General features: G+C 67.9%; 20 protein-coding genes and 1 tRNA gene. 11 read left to right on the forward strand and 10 right to left on the reverse strand.

Annotated features, from left to right (window positions below; genetic code table 11):
* Positions 1-60: 60 nt before the first annotated feature.
* Both leuS and AB4070_RS03180 read right to left on the reverse strand, forming a co-directional pair.
* Positions 61-2,637 (reverse strand): leucine--tRNA ligase, encoded by a 2,577-nt coding sequence (gene leuS, locus AB4070_RS03175; RefSeq protein WP_441979031.1) that lies wholly within the window; start codon positions 2,635-2,637, stop codon positions 61-63.
* 34 nt (positions 2,638-2,671) lie between these two features.
* Complete coding sequence (locus AB4070_RS03180; protein ID WP_441978857.1) at positions 2,672-4,003, reverse strand: anthranilate synthase component I family protein; 1,332 nt, start codon at positions 4,001-4,003, stop codon at positions 2,672-2,674.
* A 41-nt stretch (positions 4,004-4,044) separates the two neighbouring features.
* Between AB4070_RS03180 and AB4070_RS03185 the strand changes: the two genes are divergently transcribed.
* The 3 genes from AB4070_RS03185 to AB4070_RS03195 are packed head-to-tail and all read left to right on the forward strand — an operon-like array spanning position 4,045 to position 6,611.
* On the forward strand, positions 4,045-4,716 hold the full coding sequence (locus AB4070_RS03185; RefSeq protein WP_441978858.1) for a DedA family protein: 672 nt from the start codon (positions 4,045-4,047) through the stop codon (positions 4,714-4,716).
* A gap of 4 nt (positions 4,717-4,720) precedes the next feature.
* The gene (locus tag AB4070_RS03190) at positions 4,721-5,746 is read left to right on the forward strand and encodes an App1 family protein (protein WP_441978859.1); all 1,026 of its coding nucleotides are present in this window, start codon (positions 4,721-4,723) and stop codon (positions 5,744-5,746) included.
* Between the two features lies 1 nt (position 5,747).
* Positions 5,748-6,611, forward strand: coding sequence for a 3-methyladenine DNA glycosylase (locus AB4070_RS03195; RefSeq protein WP_441978860.1), 864 nt, complete (start codon positions 5,748-5,750; stop codon positions 6,609-6,611).
* A 3-nt stretch (positions 6,612-6,614) separates the two neighbouring features.
* Here the strand turns inward: AB4070_RS03195 and AB4070_RS03200 are convergent, their stop codons facing one another.
* The 4 genes from AB4070_RS03200 to AB4070_RS03215 are packed head-to-tail and all read right to left on the reverse strand — an operon-like array spanning position 6,615 to position 9,869.
* Positions 6,615-7,844, reverse strand: coding sequence for a glycoside hydrolase family 3 N-terminal domain-containing protein (locus AB4070_RS03200; RefSeq protein WP_441978861.1), 1,230 nt, complete (start codon positions 7,842-7,844; stop codon positions 6,615-6,617).
* Between the two features lie 24 nt (positions 7,845-7,868).
* Positions 7,869-8,525: an SDR family oxidoreductase gene (locus tag AB4070_RS03205; protein WP_441978862.1), complete on the reverse strand. Its 657-nt coding sequence runs from the start codon at positions 8,523-8,525 to the stop codon at positions 7,869-7,871.
* 28 nt (positions 8,526-8,553) lie between these two features.
* Positions 8,554-9,081: a hypothetical protein gene (locus tag AB4070_RS03210; protein WP_441978863.1), complete on the reverse strand. Its 528-nt coding sequence runs from the start codon at positions 9,079-9,081 to the stop codon at positions 8,554-8,556.
* Positions 9,078-9,869 carry a hypothetical protein gene (locus AB4070_RS03215; RefSeq protein ID WP_441978864.1) on the reverse strand — a complete coding sequence of 264 codons (792 nt, stop codon included), beginning with the start codon at positions 9,867-9,869 and terminating at the stop codon, positions 9,078-9,080. Before AB4070_RS03215 ends, AB4070_RS03210 begins: the two co-directional genes overlap by 4 nt.
* A gap of 125 nt (positions 9,870-9,994) precedes the next feature.
* On the opposite strand from AB4070_RS03215, the gene AB4070_RS03220 reads away from it, so the two are divergent.
* Positions 9,995-11,017, forward strand: a complete 1,023-nt coding sequence (locus AB4070_RS03220; RefSeq protein ID WP_441978865.1) for a DUF2804 domain-containing protein — start codon at positions 9,995-9,997, stop codon at positions 11,015-11,017.
* On the opposite strand, the gene AB4070_RS03225 is transcribed toward AB4070_RS03220, so the two are convergent.
* A complete protein-coding gene (locus tag AB4070_RS03225) occupies positions 11,004-12,074 on the reverse strand; it encodes an NAD(P)-binding domain-containing protein (protein ID WP_441978866.1) in 1,071 nt (356 codons plus the stop codon). The genes AB4070_RS03220 and AB4070_RS03225 overlap by 14 nt on opposite strands.
* Positions 12,075-12,234: 160 nt before the next feature.
* On the opposite strand from AB4070_RS03225, the gene AB4070_RS03230 reads away from it, so the two are divergent.
* The 7 genes from AB4070_RS03230 (at position 12,235) to AB4070_RS03260 (ending at position 15,286) form a co-directional block, all read left to right on the forward strand.
* Positions 12,235-12,307: transfer RNA gene (locus AB4070_RS03230), tRNA-Ala, on the forward strand.
* A gap of 79 nt (positions 12,308-12,386) precedes the next feature.
* On the forward strand, positions 12,387-12,686 hold the full coding sequence (locus tag AB4070_RS03235; protein ID WP_441978867.1) for a hypothetical protein: 300 nt from the start codon (positions 12,387-12,389) through the stop codon (positions 12,684-12,686).
* Positions 12,683-13,024 carry a hypothetical protein gene (locus tag AB4070_RS03240; RefSeq protein ID WP_441978868.1) on the forward strand — a complete coding sequence of 114 codons (342 nt, stop codon included), beginning with the start codon at positions 12,683-12,685 and terminating at the stop codon, positions 13,022-13,024. Before AB4070_RS03235 ends, AB4070_RS03240 begins: the two co-directional genes overlap by 4 nt.
* Positions 13,025-13,117: 93 nt before the next feature.
* A complete protein-coding gene (locus tag AB4070_RS03245; protein WP_282845978.1) occupies positions 13,118-13,306 on the forward strand; it encodes a hypothetical protein in 189 nt (62 codons plus the stop codon).
* Between the two features lie 61 nt (positions 13,307-13,367).
* Positions 13,368-13,847: a DUF6153 family protein gene (locus AB4070_RS03250; RefSeq protein ID WP_441978869.1), complete on the forward strand. Its 480-nt coding sequence runs from the start codon at positions 13,368-13,370 to the stop codon at positions 13,845-13,847.
* A 100-nt stretch (positions 13,848-13,947) separates the two neighbouring features.
* A complete protein-coding gene (locus tag AB4070_RS03255; RefSeq protein ID WP_441978870.1) occupies positions 13,948-14,541 on the forward strand; it encodes a DUF305 domain-containing protein in 594 nt (197 codons plus the stop codon).
* 70 nt (positions 14,542-14,611) lie between these two features.
* Positions 14,612-15,286: a CueP family metal-binding protein gene (locus tag AB4070_RS03260; protein WP_441978871.1), complete on the forward strand. Its 675-nt coding sequence runs from the start codon at positions 14,612-14,614 to the stop codon at positions 15,284-15,286.
* Positions 15,287-15,389: 103 nt separating this feature from the next.
* Here AB4070_RS03260 and AB4070_RS03265 read toward each other — a convergent pair whose 3' ends face one another.
* From AB4070_RS03265 to AB4070_RS03275, 3 genes are all read right to left on the reverse strand, one after another.
* Complete coding sequence (locus tag AB4070_RS03265; protein WP_046749229.1) at positions 15,390-15,674, reverse strand: hypothetical protein; 285 nt, start codon at positions 15,672-15,674, stop codon at positions 15,390-15,392.
* Positions 15,675-15,773: 99 nt separating this feature from the next.
* Positions 15,774-16,808: an Lrp/AsnC family transcriptional regulator gene (locus AB4070_RS03270; RefSeq protein WP_441978872.1), complete on the reverse strand. Its 1,035-nt coding sequence runs from the start codon at positions 16,806-16,808 to the stop codon at positions 15,774-15,776.
* A complete protein-coding gene (locus AB4070_RS03275; protein ID WP_441978873.1) occupies positions 16,805-17,704 on the reverse strand; it encodes an alpha/beta fold hydrolase in 900 nt (299 codons plus the stop codon). The genes AB4070_RS03270 and AB4070_RS03275 overlap by 4 nt, the downstream gene beginning before the upstream one ends.
* Positions 17,705-17,732 lie beyond the last annotated feature (28 nt).

Below are 17,732 nucleotides of genomic sequence, written 5' to 3' on the forward strand. Positions count from 1 at the left end.
GGGACCTCGCGGCGCACCGCGAGGTCCCTGATCGGATCGTCCACCGTGGAGAAGAGCCGGTCAGCCCTTGACGACGAAGCTCACGATCTTCGGTGCGCGCACGACGACCTTGACGATCTCGCGATCGCCGATCGAACGGATCACCCGCTCGTCGGCCCTGGCCAGGGCCTCGAGCTCCGACTCGCCGATGCGGGCGGAGACTTCGAGCTGGGCGCGCACCTTGCCGCCCACCTGCACGACAGCGGTGATGGTGTCCTCGATCAGCAGTGCGGGATCGGCGGAGCGCCAGGTCACCAGCCCGACAGAAGGCTCATGTCCGAGCATCTCCCACATCTCCTCCGCGGTGTGCGGGGCGATGAGGTCGAGCATCACGGCGATCGTCTCCGCGGCCTCGCGCACGGCGGGATCACCGGCGCCAGCGGCACTGTCGATCGTCTTGCGCGTGACGTTCACCAGCTCCATCAAGCGCGCGACCAGCACGTTGAACTTCGTCTGCTCGACGAGCGCCGGTGCCTCGGAAAGGAGCTTGTGCGTCGCGCGGCGGAGAGCGGCGTCACCACCGTCGAAGACCACATCGACCGGGCTGGACACCTCCCCCGCGATGCGCATCGCACGCGCCAGGAACTTCTGGGCGCCGGTCGTCGAGACGTCCGCCCAGTCCTTGTCGTCCTCCACAGGACCGGCGAAAGCGAGGCCGACACGAAGCGCGTCGGCGCCGTGCGCGTCGAGCTCCTCCTGGAACAGCACCAGGTTGCCCTTGCTCTTGGACATCTTCTGTCCGTCGAGCAGCACCATGCCCTGGTTGATGAGGTTCGAGAACGGCTCGGTGAAGTCGATCAGGCCCATGTCGAACAGGACCTTCGTGATGAAGCGCGCGTACAGGAGGTGCAGGATCGCGTGCTCCACGCCGCCGATGTACGAGTCCACCGGCGCCCAACGCGCCGCCTGAGCCGGGTCGAACGCCACGGTCTCGCTGTTCGGCGACAGGAAGCGCAGGAAATACCAGGAGCTGTCGACGAATGTGTCCATCGTGTCCGGGTCGCGCAGCACCGGGTCACCGGTCTCCGGGTCGGTCGTGCGCGCCCAGTTCTCCGCACCACCCAGCGGCGAGGTGCCCTTGGGCTTCAGATCCAGCCCTTCGACACTCGGCAGCTTCACGGGAAGCTTGTCCTCGGGTACCGGGATGATCGTGCCGTCCTCGGCATGCAGCATCGGGATCGGGGTACCCCAGAAACGCTGACGGGAGATGAGCCAATCGCGCAGACGGTAGTTCTTCGCGGCACGACCGGTACCGGAAGCCTCCAGCTGCTCGATCGCACGCGCGATCGCATTGCGCTTGGAGAGCCCGTTCAGTGCACCGGAGTTGATCATCCGCCCCTCGCCCGTGAGCGCGATGCCGGTGCTGGCCGGACTCTGCTCCTCGAGCGCTGCTCCCGTATCGATCGGCACCCCCTCGTCATCGACCTCGATGACGGGCATCGCACCCGTGACAGGGGCCGTGGTGTCGACGACCACCTTGACCGGCAGGTCGAAGGCTCGGGCGAAATCGAGGTCGCGCTGGTCGTGCGCGGGCACGGCCATGACCGCGCCATGGCCGTAGTCGGCCAGCACGTAGTCCGCCGCCCACACCGGCAGCTTCTCGCCGTTGACGGGGTTGATCGCGTAGCGCTCCAGGAAGACACCGGTCTTCGGACGGTCCGTGGACTGCCGATCGATGTCCGTCTCCTTCTGCACCTGCTCCAGGTACGTCTGGAACCGCTCACGCACCTCGTCGGGCGCGCCGGCCGCGAGCTCCGCGGCCAGGTCGGAGTCCGGAGCGACCACGAAGAACGTGGCACCGTGCAGCGTGTCGGGTCGCGTCGAGAACACCGTGACCGGCTCCTCGCGCCCCTCGATGAGGAAGTCGACATCGGCTCCCACCGAGCGACCGATCCAATTGCGCTGCATCTGCAGCACCTTGTGCGGCCAGAAGCCCTCGAGCTGATTCAGGTCGTCCAGCAGTCGATCCGCGTAGTCCGTGATCCGGAAGTACCACTGCGTCAGCTTCTTCTTGACGACCTCGTAGCCGCAGCGCTCGCAGCGCCCGTCGACGACCTGCTCGTTCGCGAGCACCGTCTGATCGTTCGGGCACCAGTTGACGGGGCTCTTCTTGCGATACGCCAGGCCGCGCTCGTACAGCTTCAGGAACAGCCACTGGTTCCAGCGGTAGTACTCGGGGTCGGACGTGTGCAGGACACGGCTCCAGTCGAAAGAGACGCCGTACTGCTCGAATCCGACCTTCTGCTGCGCGATGTTCTGGTAGGTCCACTCACGCGGATCGGCACCCTGACGGATCGCCGCGTTCTCCGCCGGCAGGCCGAAGGAGTCCCAGCCGATCGGGTTCAGGACGTTGTGTCCGCGGTGGCGCCAGAAACGAGCCACGATGTCGGAGTAGAGGTAGTTCTCCGCGTGCCCCATGTGCAGGTCACCGGAGGGGTAAGGGAACATCGCGAGCACGTACCGGCGCGGCCGGGTGTCGTCATCGCCGCCCGTGAGGAACGTGCCGTTGTCCGCCCAGTACTTCTGCCACTTGTTCTGGATGGCGTGCGCCGACGGGGTCTCGTCGTCGGCAGGAGCGGTGGACAGGTTCTCAGACAACGAACGCACGACCAATCTGGTGGAAAAAGCGGGATCAGTTCAGGATATCGGAACGCCAGAGGGCAGGCATTCCGGCGCCGAGCGCGGCGAGCGGCGCCCGAGCCTTGGTCGCGACCTCGGCCACCTCGGATGCGGCGACGGACCCCCAGGTGATTCCTCCGCCGGCACCGACGACTGCCTGCTCCTCATCGATCAGGATGCTGCGGATCACCATCGCCAGGTCGAGGGCACCGTCGACGCCGATGTATCCGAAGCATCCGGCGTACACGCCGCGAGGCCCGCCCTCCAGCTCGTGCAGGCGAGTCATCGCCGAGAGCTTCGGGGCACCGGTCATGCTCCCCGCGGGGAACGCCGCACCGAGCAGATCCCCGACCGTGGTCCCCTCGACCGCGACACCGCTGACCGTGCTCACCAGCTGATGCACGGCGGGATAGCTCTCCACCACCCAGAGTCCCTCGACACGGATGCTCCCCGCTGCGCACACCTGCGAGAGGTCGTTGCGCATCAGGTCGACGATCATCACGTTCTCGGCACGTTCCTTGGGATCTGCGGCCAGCTCTGCGGCGAGCGCAGCGTCTGCGACCGGATTGTCGCCTCGGGGTCTGGTGCCCTTGATGGGTCTGGTGCGGATGATGCCGCCCGCTGCGTGGAGGAACTGCTCCGGGCTCGCACTCAACAGAGTGCGTCCACCGATCCGCACGAAGCCCCCGTGATGCGCGGGGGTCGAGGTACGGAGGCGGTGGTAGACCTCGACGGCATCATGCGCGCCGGACACGGTGAAGCGGGTGGTCAGGCACAGCTGGTACGCGATGCCCTCGCGGATGAGCTCTCGGCAGCGTTCGATGAGGGCGGTGTACTCGTGCGGGTCGTGCCGTGCTTCGGCGACGCGCGCCAGGGGCCCGGCAGTGGCTGTCAGAAACCGGTCCCGGTTCTGGCTCTCTGCCCTCGTATGCGCGGTGACCGCTGCTTCCCAGCTCTCCAGTTCGCTCTCAGCACTGAGCGCCCAGACCCGTCGGTGCGAATGGTCGAAGGCGATGAGTCGCTCGGCGCTCAGCCATGCCCCATCTGTCTCGTCGCCCGTAGGGGTCACGGGTGCCCCCGCAGCCGCGGCGCCGCTCTCGTAGTCGAGCCAGCCCACCCAGCCCCCGGTGAACGGCGGCAGCCCCGGCGGTGGGGCGGCAACGTCGAGGCGGACGTCGCGCGGAAGCGTCGAGCGCTCCCCCGTACCGATGAAACTCCATCCCGTCGTCGCGTCCGCGCCGGCGTCGAGCCAGAAGATGTCGGCGCCCCCCGCTTCGAGCATCGGGAACACCGACGACGGCTCCGTCCACTCGGGAAGGGGTCTGGCGCTCAGCTGTACAGGCACCTTGCCAGCCTAGGACCGGGCGGCTCCCGTATTCTCGTGGGGTGGACGACCTCCTGATCTGGCTCCTCGACACCGTGCAGTCGATCGACCCGGTCGCACGCACGCTCATCGCCGGGCTCGCCGTGATGCTGGAGACGAGCATCCTGATCGGTCTCATCGTCCCCGGTGACACGATCGTGATCATCGCCTCGATGGGTGTCGCCACTCCCCTGGAGGGCATCGCAATGGGCGTCGCCGTCGTGATCGGCGCCCTCATCGGCGAGAGCATCGGCTTCTGGCTGGGTCGCTGGCTCGGACCGCGCATCCGCGTGTCCTGGTTGGGACGCAAGATCGGCGAGCACAACTGGGTGCGCGCCGAGAACTATCTCGAGCGCCGAGGGGGCATCGCGATCTTCCTCTCGCGTTTCCTCCCCGTGCTGCACTCTCTCGTCCCTCTCACCGTCGGCATGAGCGAGTACCCGTACCGCAGGTTCCTGGCCTGGACAGCCCCGGCCTGCGTGCTCTGGGCCACCGCGTACGTGAGCGTCACATCTCTTGCGGCCGGCAGCTTCCGCGAGCTGGTCGACCGCGTGCACTTCGCGGGCTACATCTTCGTCGGCGTCATCGCACTGTTCCTGCTCCTGGCGTTCCTCGGAAAGAAGCTGCTGCAGCGCCTCGAAGCCCGCCACCTGGAGGGACCCGAAGCGGAGGCCGACGCCGACGTGAAAGACTGAGCCAATGGCATCGGCTCCCCCAGCCCCCCGGATCCACTGGTTCGCCCGACTCGAACATCGCCTCCATGTCTGGCGTGAAGGTCGTGCGCGCCGTCGTGGCCGCGTCGCGACGATCCTGCCCTTCCCCGGCTACGGCGGACCCGGGTGGGTGCGCGTGGTCGGACGTGTGCTGATCGTGCCCCCGCAGCGCCGCACACGTGACGGCGAACCGGCGAGTGTGCGCGGATGGCGCAGCTTCGTCGGCATCCCCGTGGGCTTCGCATCCGTCAGCGTGCATTTCGGTGACACCACCCATCAGGTGGCGGCCGACCGCGGTGGCGTGGTGGACGCCAAGATCCGCGTCGACCTCGAACCCGGCTGGCAGACCTTCACCTTCTCCGTCGAGGGCCAACCCCCCGTGGAGGCGAGAGCGTTCATCGTCGCCGAGGAGACCACGTTCGGTGTGGTCTCCGATGTCGATGACACCGTGATGGTGACGGCACTACCACGTCCGTTCATCGCGTTCTGGAACTCCTTCGTGCTCGACGAGCACGCCCGACTCCCCGTCCCCGGGATGGCTGTGCTCCTCGACCAGTTGCTGCGACAGCACCCCGGCGCTCCCATGGTGTATCTCTCCACCGGCGCCTGGAACGTCGCACCCACCCTGTGGCGCTTCCTCGGTCGACATCTCTTCCCCGCCGGCTCCATGCTCCTGACCGACTGGGGACCGACGCACGAGCGCTGGTTCCGCAGCGGCCGCGAGCACAAGCTGACCAACCTGCGACGACTGGCGACCGAGTTCCCGCACGTGAAGTGGCTCCTGATCGGGGATGACGGGCAGCACGACGAAGCCATCTACAGCCAGTTCATGGACGAGTACCCGGAGTCCGTGGCCGGCGTCGCGATCCGTCGCCTGCTTCCTGCCGAGGCCGTGCTCGCCGGTGGGCGCGCCGGACACGAGCCGCACTCCGAGGACACCGCGCCCTGGGTCAGCGCCGAGGACGGCGCCGGCCTTCGCGACCTGCTCGGCGAAGCCGGCATCCTGCACTGACATGCCCATCGCCCGCCAGGAGTGGCTCCTTCGCGAGGAGAAGCACCGTGAACGTGCCGACGAGCTCACCGCCGCGCACCGTGACAGGGCGACCAGGGCCGAGAAGCACCCGGTGTGGGATTTCCTCTTCACCTACTACTCGTACAAACCGGCTCAGCTGCGTCGCTGGCACCCCGGTGCCGGTGTCGAGCTCGCGGAGGCCGTCGAGCGACTCGAGTGGCGGTGGTACACGACAGGCAGCAGTGTGGACAACGCCGTTCCCGATGCGGCGGCTTTCGGCAGGGAGAAGGCGGAACTGGCATCCCTCATCGAGAGGATGCTCCGTCGCACGGCATCGCGCCCCGGACAGTTCGGGTGCTTCGGACTGCACGAGTGGGCCATGGTGTACCGCGCGGACGAGACCCGTCACTCCGTCCCGTTGCGCCTCGGGAGGGACGGAACCGACGCGGTGGTCGAGAACCACGACCTTCGCTGCACCCACTTCGACGCCTTCCGCTTCTTCACTCCCGAGGCCGTGCCCCGCAACCGCGCCTCGTTGAGCAGGGAGGAGCAGCCTCTGTTCGAGCAGCCGGGCTGCCTGCACGCGGGCATGGATCTGTACAAGTGGGCCACCAAGCTGGGCCCTCTCATCCCGGGTGAACTGCTCCTCGATTCGTTCGAGCTCGCTCGGGACATCCGCCTCCTCGACATGGAGGCCGCGCCCTACGACCTCTCGCCCTGGGGCATCGTGCCCGTGCCCATCGAGACTCCGGAGGGCAAGGCGGAGTACGTCCGCCGGCAGCGAGGGTTCGCAGATCGTGGCGCGGCACTCCGGTCGGCCCTGCTGGATGCGTGGCTCGGCAAGGGAGGCCGCGAAGCGGCCTGAGCGTCAGCCGACGGGCTCGCAGTCGTCGCAGATCGCCCATCGGGCCGTCGCGGCAGCCATCTGCATACGCAGCGCGACCACCCGTGTCGCGGCTTCTTCGAGCCTCTCGGCCGGAAGCGTGCCCGCATCGACCGCCGCCGCGATGCCTGCCGCCATCGCTCCGGCCGTCTGCGCGTCGGAACCTGCGATCATCAGCACCAGGTCGTTCCCTGCGGCGATCGCCGCCACACCGTTCGCGACCGGATCGGCATAGGCGGGGTCTCCCGACGACAGCAGCATCCCCAGGTCATCTGTCACCGCCACTCCCGTGAAGCCGAGCTCCTCTCTGGCGATGTCGTGCCAGACCGGTGAGAGCGACGCGGGAAGCGGGTCGATGTCCGTATAGGCCAGGTGACCGTACATCAGCAGCGAGGCCCCGGCGTCGATGCCGGCCTCGAAAGGCACGGCTTCCGTGGCACGCCATTCCTCCCGATCCATCGTCGAGCTCGGGATCGCCCGGTGCGAGTCGCCGGGCGCAGCACCGTGGCCAGGAAAGTGCTTCAGAGTCGAGGCGACGAACTGCTCCTGTGCGGTGGTCGCCGCCGCGACGCGCTCGGCGGCGGACCCGGGGTCGGTTCCGAGTGCCCGGCCGTGGATGAACGAGCCGGGATCGGACGTGTAGTCCGCCACCGTGCCGAAGTTCACCGTGATCCCCGCGCGCGCCACCAGGGCCCCTCGTGCGGAGAACGCCGCCGATGTCTCCACGACCGGGAGCCCCTTCAGCGAGGTCGAAGCGGGGAAGCCGTCGCCGTGTAGACGGGAGACGAGGCCGCCCTCCTGATCCACGGCGATGAGCGGCGGAAGAGCGGGGTCGATGGTGAGGGCGGCCGTGAGAGCCTGGAGCTCGGCTTCCGTCGCGGGGATGTTGGCGCCCATGAGGATGAATCCCCCCAGTCCCGATGCCATGTAGGCACCCAGTGCCGCCGGATCGGTTCCCGCAACGTGTCCCATGACCACCGTCGATGCTTGCTCCGCCACCGGCATCACCCTCACCCGCTCTTCAGCGCGTTCGACGAACCTCTCGGAGAAGACGCCAGAGGAAGCCGTCGCTGCGGCGACGTGCATCGCCGTAGCTGTGGACGTGGCCGTGGACGTGGCTGTGGACGTGGCTGTGGCTGGCGTCGATGCGCACAGCCCCGCCATCGCGGCGAGCGCCAGGGCACCCACCACGTACCTGCGGACCCGAGACGTCATACTCGTCGCGGTGATGAGGAGGCGTCAGCAGGACAGCGCATCGGCGATGGGGACTGCCGAGCCGACGTCGCCGTTGCCGAAGCGGATCGTCCGGCCTACCGTGCACGGTTCCTGCAGGGAGGCCGCGATCACAGCTGCGACGTCGGCGCGGGACACGGCCCCCCGCCCCGCGGGATCGATCTGGATGCGTCCGGTCGGGTCGTCGAAGGTGAGAGTCCCCGGAGCGAGGATGGTCCCTTCGAGATCGGTGCCGCGCAGATGCTCGTCCGCAGCCCACTTCGCATCTGCGTAGGGGAAGAACGAGTCGTCCCGCGGGACACCGTGGTCGGCGGTGGAGCCGAGCCACGACACCATCACGTACCGCCGGACGTCTGCGCGCTCCGCCGCGTCCATCGAACGCTGCGCAGCGTCACGGTCGACGGCATAGGTGCGCTCGGGCGACCCGCCGCCGGCGCCGGCCGACCAGACGACGGCATCGTGCCCGCGGATGATCTCGGCGAGCGCGTCGACGTCCATGCTCTCGACGTCGGCGACCAGGGCTCTCGCCCCACCGGCTTCGACCTCGGAGGAATGCTCAGGGTTCCGGATCACCCCCGTGACCTCGTCTCCCCGTGCGGCGAGGAGCGGCGCGAGCAGCAGGGCGATGCGGCCGTGGCCGCCGAAGACGATGATTCGCGACATGCCTTCACCCTACGCGCCCTCTCCGACCTCAGCGCGGGGTCTGGTCGCTGTCGATCACGAAAGCCTGCGGATGGCCGGGGAGGTAGCGCACCACGATCAGCTCGCCGCCGGGGATGTAGGCGTCGCGGTCCGGGTACACGGCCGGAGTGAAGAAATTGCTCTCCAGCGTGTACTCGACGCCCTCGGCCGTCGTGAACGTCACCCAGTCGCCGTCGAGGGTCGCCGCCGTCGGACGTCCGTTGTCATAGATGTACGCGCGGGTCACCGGAACGCCGGTGAGGCTGAGGATGCCGATCACCAGACAGCCGAGCATGAGGAAAGCCAGGATCCGCGCGCCGATGCGTATGATCGCAGCCCCGGTCCGTCCGCGCGGGCGCTGATCGGGGCGCAGCAGCCCTTCCCTCTGGCGGATCGCCCGCAGCTCGCCACCCGGTACGGTTCCCCTGGCGGAGAGCGCGAACAGGCCCAGGATGGAGAAGCCGGCGATGAACACCATCGCGTATCCATGCGACGCCGGGAAGTTCACGAGCCAGATGAGGGTGTCCATCGGGTTCATCGTCCCGCCTCCTTCTCGATCGTCACCGCGACGGTGTGCGGGTCCTCCCGCCGGTAGTACGCCCAGACCGGAGCACCGACCTGCAGATGCGGGATGGCCTGCGGATACACGAACACGGTGGTGTCCGCCTCCCAGGTCGCCGCACCTTCCGGCGCCATCAGCACACGGAGCGCGAGCTCGCTCTGCCCTTCACGACGTCGCCCCGTCGGACGGACCTCGAGCACGGAGGCCGTCACCGCGGTGCCGCTGGTGCGTGCGCGCACCTGCGACGGATCGATCAGACCGCGTTCGATCCTCCACTGGAGCATGGCGTCACGCACCGCGGGATCGGTGAGGTCTGCGAGCACCACGGTGTCCTGGTCGGTGAGGCTGTATCGCACCGGGACGGGGAGCCCGACCTGCAGGGCGGACATGTCTGAGGCGTCGACCAGCATCCGCATCTGGGCGACGAACTCCTCCCCGCTGTTCGGGGTCACGCGGATGAACAGGTCGTACTGGGGCACGTCGTTGACGGTCAGACCGGTCCGGCTGACCTCGACGATCGTGCCGACGCCGATCTGCGTCTCTCCGCGCACCGTCTTGCGGCGCCCGAGGCCGGACAGCATGCCTCCGAAGGTCAACAACAGCCCCCAGGCGACGCCGATGAGGATCGGGGCGCCCAGGGTGTCCTCTCCGGCGAAGGGAAGGATCGAGTGTCGTTGATCGACTCCGAACAGTCCCTCGCCGACCCACACGACGAGCCAGGCGGAGAGCAGCAGCCAGACGACGAGGAACACGATGCGGAGCATGCTCTCAGCGTATCCAGAGTCCGGTTCCCTCCCCGACCCGGACGGTGTTCCTCGTGCGGGACACGGTCCTCTACACTCGGGGCAACGACACCGCCCCGAGGTGTCCTCCGGACAGCAGGACGACGATGCCCACACCGCTGATCGAGCGCGAGATCACCGCGCCTGTGTCTCTCACCACCCCGGACGGGGAATTGAACCGGGACGCGCTGGGCTGGTCACGCACCCCGGTCCACGACACCTCCGGCATCCCCGGGCGCGGTCAGTGGGGCCGCAACAAGCGGTGGGAGTACTGGAACGTGATGACGCCATCCCACATCATCGCGTTCACGGTGTCGTGCGTCGACTACATGTCGCTCCACGAGGTGTGGGTTCTCGATCGAGCGACCGGGCGCGACATCGGCACCACGGTGATCTCGCCCGGGAGCCGCAGTGCGACGCTGCCTGCTTCGATCGGCGCTGGGCCTGCGAGGGCGCGCACCCGTCGGATCACGATCGACGTCGACGAGAGCTTCGACGGCACCCGCCTGCGCGGGAGTGCTCCCCGCGTCTCATTCGACCTGCTCGCCGGCCGTCCTGCCGGGCATGAGGCGCTGGGGGTCGTCGTACCGTGGCGGCAGGGTGACGCCATCCCCCGGTTCCAGTACACGGTGAAAGACGTCGCCCGTCCGGCCAGTGGCACGGTGACGGTGGATGGCGTCGCACACGATGTTCCCGCCGGGAGCTGGGCGGTGCTCGACCACGGTCGCGGACGCTGGCCGTACCGGGTGCAGTGGAACTGGGCGGCCGCGAGCGGTGTCGTCGACGGACGCGTGATCGGACTGCAACTCGGCGCGAAGTGGACCGACGGTTCCGGGGCGACCGAGAACGCGGTATCCGTCGAGGGTCGGCTGTCGAAGATCAGCGAAGAACTCGTGTGGGACTACGACCCTGGACACTTCATGCGCCCGTGGCACGTGCACGGAGCGAGCGCCGATCTCACCTTCACGCCGTTCTACGACAAGCGCTCCCGCACCAATGCCGTGGTGATCGCCAGCTCCACGGACCAGCTGTTCGGCGTCTGGTCGGGCTGGGTGCTCGACGACACCGGAGCACGGGTGCGCGTGGACGGCATCGAGGGGTTCGCTGAAGAGGTGCTCAACCGCTGGTGACGCGCGCTTCTGCGGACTTCAGCGCGCGCTGCACGCCCTTCGCAGCGGAGCGACCGGCCCGATTCGCGCCGATCGTGCTCGCAGACGGCCCGTAGCCGACCAGCTGCACGCGAGGATCACGGACGGCGGTCGTTCCGCGTCCGTTCCGGTCGAGCTGGATGCCTCCGGCAGCGCTGCGCAGATGCAACGGCGCCAGATGACCGATCGCGGGCCGGAAGCCGGTCGCCCACAGGATCACGTCGACCCGCTCGAACCTGCCGTCGGACCAGCGCACACCGTCGGGTTCGATGCGCTCGAACAGCGGACGCCGGTCCGCGTAGGCACCCAGACGCTCCGCTTCCCGCTCCTGCGGGCGGAGCATGAGTCCCGTGACACTGACCACGCTCTGCGGAGGAAGCCCTGCGGCGACGCGCTGTTCGACGAGCGCGACCGCTGCGGCTCCCGCCTCCGGAGTGAAGTCGTCATCGCGCCAGACCGGCTCACGGCGGGTGACCCACAGCGTCTCGGTGATCGGGGCCAGCGCGCCGAGGAACTGCACGGCTGAGGCGCCACCGCCCACGACCAGCACCCGCTTGCCGATGAAATGCTCCGGTCCCGGATAGTCGACGGTGTGCAGCTGCTCTCCGACGAACGTCTCCATGCCGGGGAAATGCGGGAGGAACGGATGGGACCAGGTACCGGTCGCATTCACGATCGTGCGGGTCGCCCACTCCCCCTCCGCGGCTCGCACGACCAGGAGACCGTCGCGGTCCTCCACCCGATCCACGTGGACGGGGCGCAGCACGGGAAGTGCGTGCTTCTGCTCGTACGACGCGAAGTACGCCGGCACCGCCTCGTTGGCGCGCGCTCCGTCACGGGCGGGAGGTGTGTCTCCCGGCAGCTCCGCGACGCCGTGCACATCCCGCATCGTCAACGCATCCCACCGATGCTGCCACGCGCCACCCGGGCGCTCGTCCGCATCGAGGACCACATGCGGGATAGCGAGCCTGGACAGGTGGAACGACGCCGAGAGACCGGCCTGTCCTGCGCCGATCACGAGACTGTCGAGGATGCTCACGCCGGATCCAACACGCGACGCCGCGTGCTTGTTCCTCCGCGCCTTCTCAACCGCGTCCTCATCCGCCGTGACGCGCCCGGGATGCCCACGCCGATTGGTGCTCGCGTCGATTCGTGTAGTACTCTTTTCAAGTTGCTCCGGCTGGTTCGGAACAGCGTCTGGGCCTGTGGCGCAGCTGGTAGCGCACCTGCATGGCATGCAGGGGGTCAGGGGTTCGAGTCCCCTCAGGTCCACAGAAAAAGCCCCCGGTTCTCCGGGGGCTTTCTTCGTCTCGCGGGACGGTGCGACGGGATTGACGCGACAGGAGGCCCGATGACGGAGACACCTCTCGCCTATGCCGACCGGGTGCGTGCGGATCGCGGCTATCTGACGGTGAGCGAGCTCATCGCGGACGTCGGGAACGTCTTCCTCGACCCGTGCTCCACGCTGGTGTCCACTCACGCACGAATGGGTTCGGGGAACGTCTTCTTCCCGAACGTCCGGTTGGACGCCGACCCGGAGTCGCTTCGCATCGGTGACCGCAACCACTTCTTCGAGGGCACCAGGATCGCAGCCGGCGGCGGCGGACGTATCGACATCGGCGACGACAACGAGTTCGCCCGCATGCGGTGACGGTGCTCGCCGATCGCCCCGACTCGACGATCGCCGTCAGAAGCCTGGTCCGTCTTCGCGGAAGGATCGACCTCTCCGGCGCGTCCGTTCTGGAAGACGGCTCCCAGATCCTCGGCGATGTCAGCGCGATCAGCGTCGAGCTCGGCGGTGGAAGCAGCTACCGGGACGCCGACCCCGATCGGCGTGGCGCCGTTCTCAAGGGCCGAGGGCGCGCCGCTCGGATCGTGCTGCGTCGCGGACAGGTCATCAACGGCGACGGCGACTTCGCTGCGGCCGCTGTCGAGTGCCAGTCGGTCTACCACCCCCGGCCCGACCGCTCGATCGACGCAGAGCGCTGAGGCGCCTAGCGCGCGCCTTCCCGACCGTCAACCCGATTCAGCGTCGTCGACGCGCGCCCTACCGTGAAGGCATCTCCACGAAAGGACGCGACCATGTCGAACCCCATCATTCCTCCCGTGCCTCCGATCCGCCCCGATGACGACGCCGCCGTCGGTGTACCGACACGGGACGTCGACGGCGAGCGTGTGCTCGATCCCGACGTCGACGATGCACTCGTCGACAGCGCCGAGGCCGACCGTGTCGCCGCAGGAGCGGACGACGACGACGCCCACGACGACTGAGCATTCAGAGGCGTCCAGCCTGGACCCCGTCGTCGCCCACCGCTCCGCCTAGACTTGCCTCATGGCACCGGTGGCGGCGACGTGGTCAGGAAGAGGCTCATCGAGCGTCTTCCGCGGCGTGCTGTCCGCCGTGCTCCTCGTAGCCGCGATCATCCTCGGGCTCCTCGGGATGCACACCCTGAATCTGCACGGCACGCCAGCCGCCGATGCACCGGCAGCAGTCGCGATGTCGGTGAGCGACACCGCCACGACGCCCGCTCACCATGTGGCCGCTCGGCACGGCGCGGCGCAGGCTCACCCATCCGGGAACTCGACGAACGCCGGCGACATGTCCTGTGCGGGTTGCGGCAGTGACGACCACGCCGGCATGGCGATGATGTGCGTGCTCGCTCTGCTGCTCGCACTCGTGCTGGTCATCGCTCCCGCTGTGCTCCGCGCCTGGGCGACCACCGTCTTCCGGTCCTCTCCGACCGCGGCTCTCACCTCACGTCTGCTCCCCCGCACCCCCTCGCTTCACGTTCTCTGCATCAGTCGCACCTGAGCGGCCGTCGAGCCCGCACCCCTGGCGCCCGGCTCCACACCACTCACCTTGCGCGCCGTCATCGGCGTGCGCGCGACGACTATGCGTATTGGAGAACACCATGAAGAAGATTCGTGCTGCGGCCACGACCGCACTCGCCCTGTCCACGGTCCTGCTGCTGTCCGGCTGCGCGATCGACGGCACTGACGGCTCGATGCCGGGGATGGACCACGGCTCGTCGTCGGCACCCGCCGGTGTCGACGAGGCGGACATCATGTTCACCTCGATGATGATCGTCCACCACCAGCAGGCCATCGAGATGAGCGACATCGTGCTCGCGACACCCGGGGTCGACCCGGCCGTCACCGCTCTCGCCCAGCGGATCAAGACCGCTCAGGGACCGGAGATCCAACAGCTCGAAGGCTGGCTCGACGAGTGGGGCGTCGGCTCCGACGATCGCGACGCGGGTGCGATGGATCACGGGGACGGGATGATGAGCGACGACGACCTCACGGCCCTCCGCGCGGCCGACGGCGCCGAGGCCTCCCGACTGTTCCTCGAGCAGATGATCGCGCACCATGAGGGAGCCGTCGAGATGGCGCAGACCCAGGTCGACGAAGGAAGCGACCCGGAAGCGGTCGAGCTCGCCCAGACGATCATCGACGCGCAGACGGAGGAGATCCAGGAGATGAAGGACCTCCTCTCCTCTCTCTGACCCACCCCCGGGCCGGTGTCGGCGCCGCGCAGTGCGGCACCGGCCCTCCTCCGCACGAAGGAACCACGCCATGAACCACCCCACCACGCCCGTCGTCATCCACCCGCTCCGGCGGCGTCGGCTGTCCGTCGCGCTCGCCGCACTCGCTGTGACCGGTATCGCGCTGACCGGATGCTCGGCCGGCTTGCAGACAACGCCCTCGCAGACCTCACCCTCGCAATCGACCTCCACGCCATCGACGGACGCCGGCCCGGAGGCATCGGCACAAGAGCTGCTCGCCGTCCACGATCTGGCGGGTCTCGACGTCCGCGAGGTGATCGCACGGCTCGAGGCGACAGCCATCGTGGACCGCCCCGATGACCTCATCGCCTCGGTACAGCCCGACACGCTCGTGGTTCGAGACGCCAGGGGCAGGGAGGGCAGACTTCCCCTGCCCGACGACGCCGTCTACGTCTCGATCGCGCCGTTCCGCGATCAGACCCACGAGTGCCACTTCCACAGTCTCACGACGTGCGTGGGCGAGCTCGCCGACACGGAGGTCCGAGTCACCCTGACGACCGACGACGGGAGCCTGGTCGTCGACGAGACCCGACGAACCCAGGACAACGGCTTCGTCGGCGTATGGGTGCCCCGCGGCCTCGAGACGACGCTGACCGTCGCGAGCCAGGGACGGATCGGCTCCGTGCCACTGTCGACGACCTCTCCCGACGACCGCACCTGCATCACGGATCTCCAGCTGCGGTGAGCCGATCGACGACGCGCTGAACTCGTCCTGCCGCCGCGTGGCATGAAGAAGCGCACCTCTCCGTGTACGGAGGGGTGCGCTTCTGCTGTCGCCGTACCGCCTTCTAGGTCGCGAGCAGCGGCGGCACGTGCGAGATCGAGATCGGGCGCGTGGCCCTGCTCGACCCACGCATCCTCTCGACGTCCTCCAGCACTTCGAAGGCCGTGCCGTATCGGGACGCGAGTGGAAGGTCGCGAAGCCACGTGACCTCGACCTCGGTCTCAGCCAGTTCGTACACGCACGCCACCACGTGGCGCGGATCGTTCGGCGAGTAACGGAGGTCGTTGATCACCCACTCCGACGCCGTGATGCGATTCAGTATGAAACGTGGATCCGGAAGTTCAGACATGTGCGGGCCCTCCAGGACTCTCTCTTCTTCAAAGAGTGCGCCACGGATCGGCTCGCGCAAAGCCCCTTGACACTGCACGCGAAGGATGCCGCCGCGGAATCAGGAGGCGTTCTCGGCGGCCTCGGCCGAAGCGACCTGCGCGCGCCACCAGGGAGTCTCGATGAATCCTCGCTTCATGAACACCAGTTCCATGGCCGCGTTCCATCCTCTGACTCCTTTGAGGTGCGCGATGGTCCCGGTGAGGAAGTCGTGGAGCGTCTCGGTGCTCGGCAGGATGATCTCGCAGTAGAGCGAGTTCTCCTCGAGCGCCGCGGCCAGGAAGCGCACCGACACGTGCTGGGCGAGAGTGCGTGCCACCGAAGCGATCCGAGAGGGCTCCACCCGAAGGATGAGAAGTGTCTCCGCGCTCATGCCGAGTGCGGACGCCGGAACCATGGTCACGGTGGTCAAGCACCCGCCGTTGCGCATGCGTTCATAGCGACGACGGACGCTGCTCTCGTTCATGTCCAGTTTGTCGCCGATCGACTGGAAGGAGGCACGACCGTTGTGTCGAAGTTCCTCGACGATCGCGCGGTCCGCGTCATCGAAGTGTGTGGGATCGCAGGTGTTCGGCGCGGGCATGTACGACTGCGGGTCGCTCGCGGCTTCGGCGTGCGCGTCGTAGAGCTGCCTCCCCCAGTCGAAACTCACCTTGTAGGTGTGCACGACCAGGTCGCTGCGCCAACGCTCGACACCCGATATCGCCTGCAGATCCGTGAGGACGTGCGCGTACGTGGCGGAATCCCCCGGGATGACGACCTCGGCGAACACGTCGAACTTGCCGGTGACCAGCGTCACGAATCGGACGTAGGGCGAACCGATCAGAGCCTGCGCGACGCTCAGCTGTGACCCGGGCGTGCAGTTGATCCGGACGAAGAAGGTCTCGACATGGCCTTCGCTGCCCAGCGTCGGAACGATCCCGACCCGCACCAGCCCCTCAGCGAGCAGCTGCTGTCCGCGTCGGGTGACCGTGGAGACGGAGGCTCCGGCGAATTCGGCGATCGACGTCCAACTCGCCCGGCCGTCCTGCTGTAACGCGACGACGATCCGTCGGTCGAGGTCGCTCACTTCCCTCGTGAGATCGACGCGGCTCATCGGGTCGGCGGGTACACCCGGCGCAGGAACGTGCGCACGGTCTTCGTCCACGCCTCTGCCTCCTCGATCTGCGGGGAGTGCCCCGACTTCTCGAACACCACCATCTCGGAGTCCGGGATGAGATCGGCGATCGTCTGGCTACACGATACTGGCGTGATCCAGTCCGTCCGGCCCACGGTGATGAGTGTCGGCACACCGATCTCGGGCAGACGCGGTTTGAGGTCGTAGTTCGGAAGATTCACCGAGAAGGCGTAGTTGTGCGCGCGATAGCGGTACGGCGTCGCCTGTACCTTGCGCTCGGTCGCTTCCGGGTCGTACACGAAGTCGTACAAGGGCAGGATCTCGCGCCAGCAGTCCTTCAGGTCCTCGTCGTCGTATACCTGTCCCACGTCGATGCGGTCGAACTTCTCCATGTCGATCGTGACACGGTCCGAGGCGAGGGCGTTCTCACGCGCCAAGTGGGCGTTGGAGTTGTCCGGAGAGGTGTCACGCAGCACGATAGCCTGCACGCGCTCCGGGTATCGCAGGGCGTACTCCATGGCCATGAAACCGCCGTACGAGCCGCCGGCGATCACGATCTTCTCCACGCCGATCCACTCCCGCAGACCGTCGATGTCCGCCGCCCACTGCTCGTGACTGTAGGTACCGAGGCCCTCGCTCGCTCCGCTGCCGCGCGCATCGAACACCACGACGCGGTACTCGTCGGCGAGACGACCGAAACTGGCTCGCGGTTCGGCGCGGGATCCGAGGCCGGGGGCTCCGTGATGGGTGATGATGACTGGAGCGCCCTCGGGACCGAGGACCTCGACAGCCAGGTGGTTCCCGTTGATCTCGACCCATTCGTGGTCACTGGTGGCTGCGGCGAACTCCGGGGATACCGGCGGCGTGGATGTCATGTTCTCTGCTTCTCTCGGATTCCGTGGG

The sequence above is a fragment of the Microbacterium sp. 2RAF4 genome, assembly GCF_052115285.1.
Lineage (GTDB): Bacteria > Actinomycetota > Actinomycetes > Actinomycetales > Microbacteriaceae > Microbacterium > Microbacterium oxydans.

Excerpts from the sequence above, each read along its gene's own strand:
- AB4070_RS03190 (WP_441978859.1), top strand. The coding sequence starts at position 4,721 with ATGGCATCGGCTCCCCCAGCCCCCCGGATCCACTGGTTCGCCCGACTC.
- AB4070_RS03195 (WP_441978860.1), top strand. The coding sequence starts at position 5,748 with ATGCCCATCGCCCGCCAGGAGTGGCTCCTTCGCGAGGAGAAGCACCGT.
- AB4070_RS03200 (WP_441978861.1), bottom strand. The coding sequence starts at position 7,844 with ATGACGTCTCGGGTCCGCAGGTACGTGGTGGGTGCCCTGGCGCTCGCC.
- AB4070_RS03205 (WP_441978862.1), bottom strand. The coding sequence starts at position 8,525 with ATGTCGCGAATCATCGTCTTCGGCGGCCACGGCCGCATCGCCCTGCTG.
- AB4070_RS03210 (WP_441978863.1), bottom strand. The coding sequence starts at position 9,081 with ATGAACCCGATGGACACCCTCATCTGGCTCGTGAACTTCCCGGCGTCG.
- AB4070_RS03215 (WP_441978864.1), bottom strand. The coding sequence starts at position 9,869 with ATGCTCCGCATCGTGTTCCTCGTCGTCTGGCTGCTGCTCTCCGCCTGG.
- AB4070_RS03220 (WP_441978865.1), top strand. The coding sequence starts at position 9,995 with ATGCCCACACCGCTGATCGAGCGCGAGATCACCGCGCCTGTGTCTCTC.
- AB4070_RS03235 (WP_441978867.1), top strand. The coding sequence starts at position 12,387 with ATGACGGAGACACCTCTCGCCTATGCCGACCGGGTGCGTGCGGATCGC.
- AB4070_RS03245 (WP_282845978.1), top strand. The coding sequence starts at position 13,118 with ATGTCGAACCCCATCATTCCTCCCGTGCCTCCGATCCGCCCCGATGAC.
- AB4070_RS03250 (WP_441978869.1), top strand. The coding sequence starts at position 13,368 with ATGGCACCGGTGGCGGCGACGTGGTCAGGAAGAGGCTCATCGAGCGTC.
- AB4070_RS03255 (WP_441978870.1), top strand. The coding sequence starts at position 13,948 with ATGAAGAAGATTCGTGCTGCGGCCACGACCGCACTCGCCCTGTCCACG.
- AB4070_RS03260 (WP_441978871.1), top strand. The coding sequence starts at position 14,612 with ATGAACCACCCCACCACGCCCGTCGTCATCCACCCGCTCCGGCGGCGT.
- AB4070_RS03265 (WP_046749229.1), bottom strand. The coding sequence starts at position 15,674 with ATGTCTGAACTTCCGGATCCACGTTTCATACTGAATCGCATCACGGCG.
- AB4070_RS03270 (WP_441978872.1), bottom strand. The coding sequence starts at position 16,808 with ATGAGCCGCGTCGATCTCACGAGGGAAGTGAGCGACCTCGACCGACGG.
- AB4070_RS03275 (WP_441978873.1), bottom strand. The coding sequence starts at position 17,704 with ATGACATCCACGCCGCCGGTATCCCCGGAGTTCGCCGCAGCCACCAGT.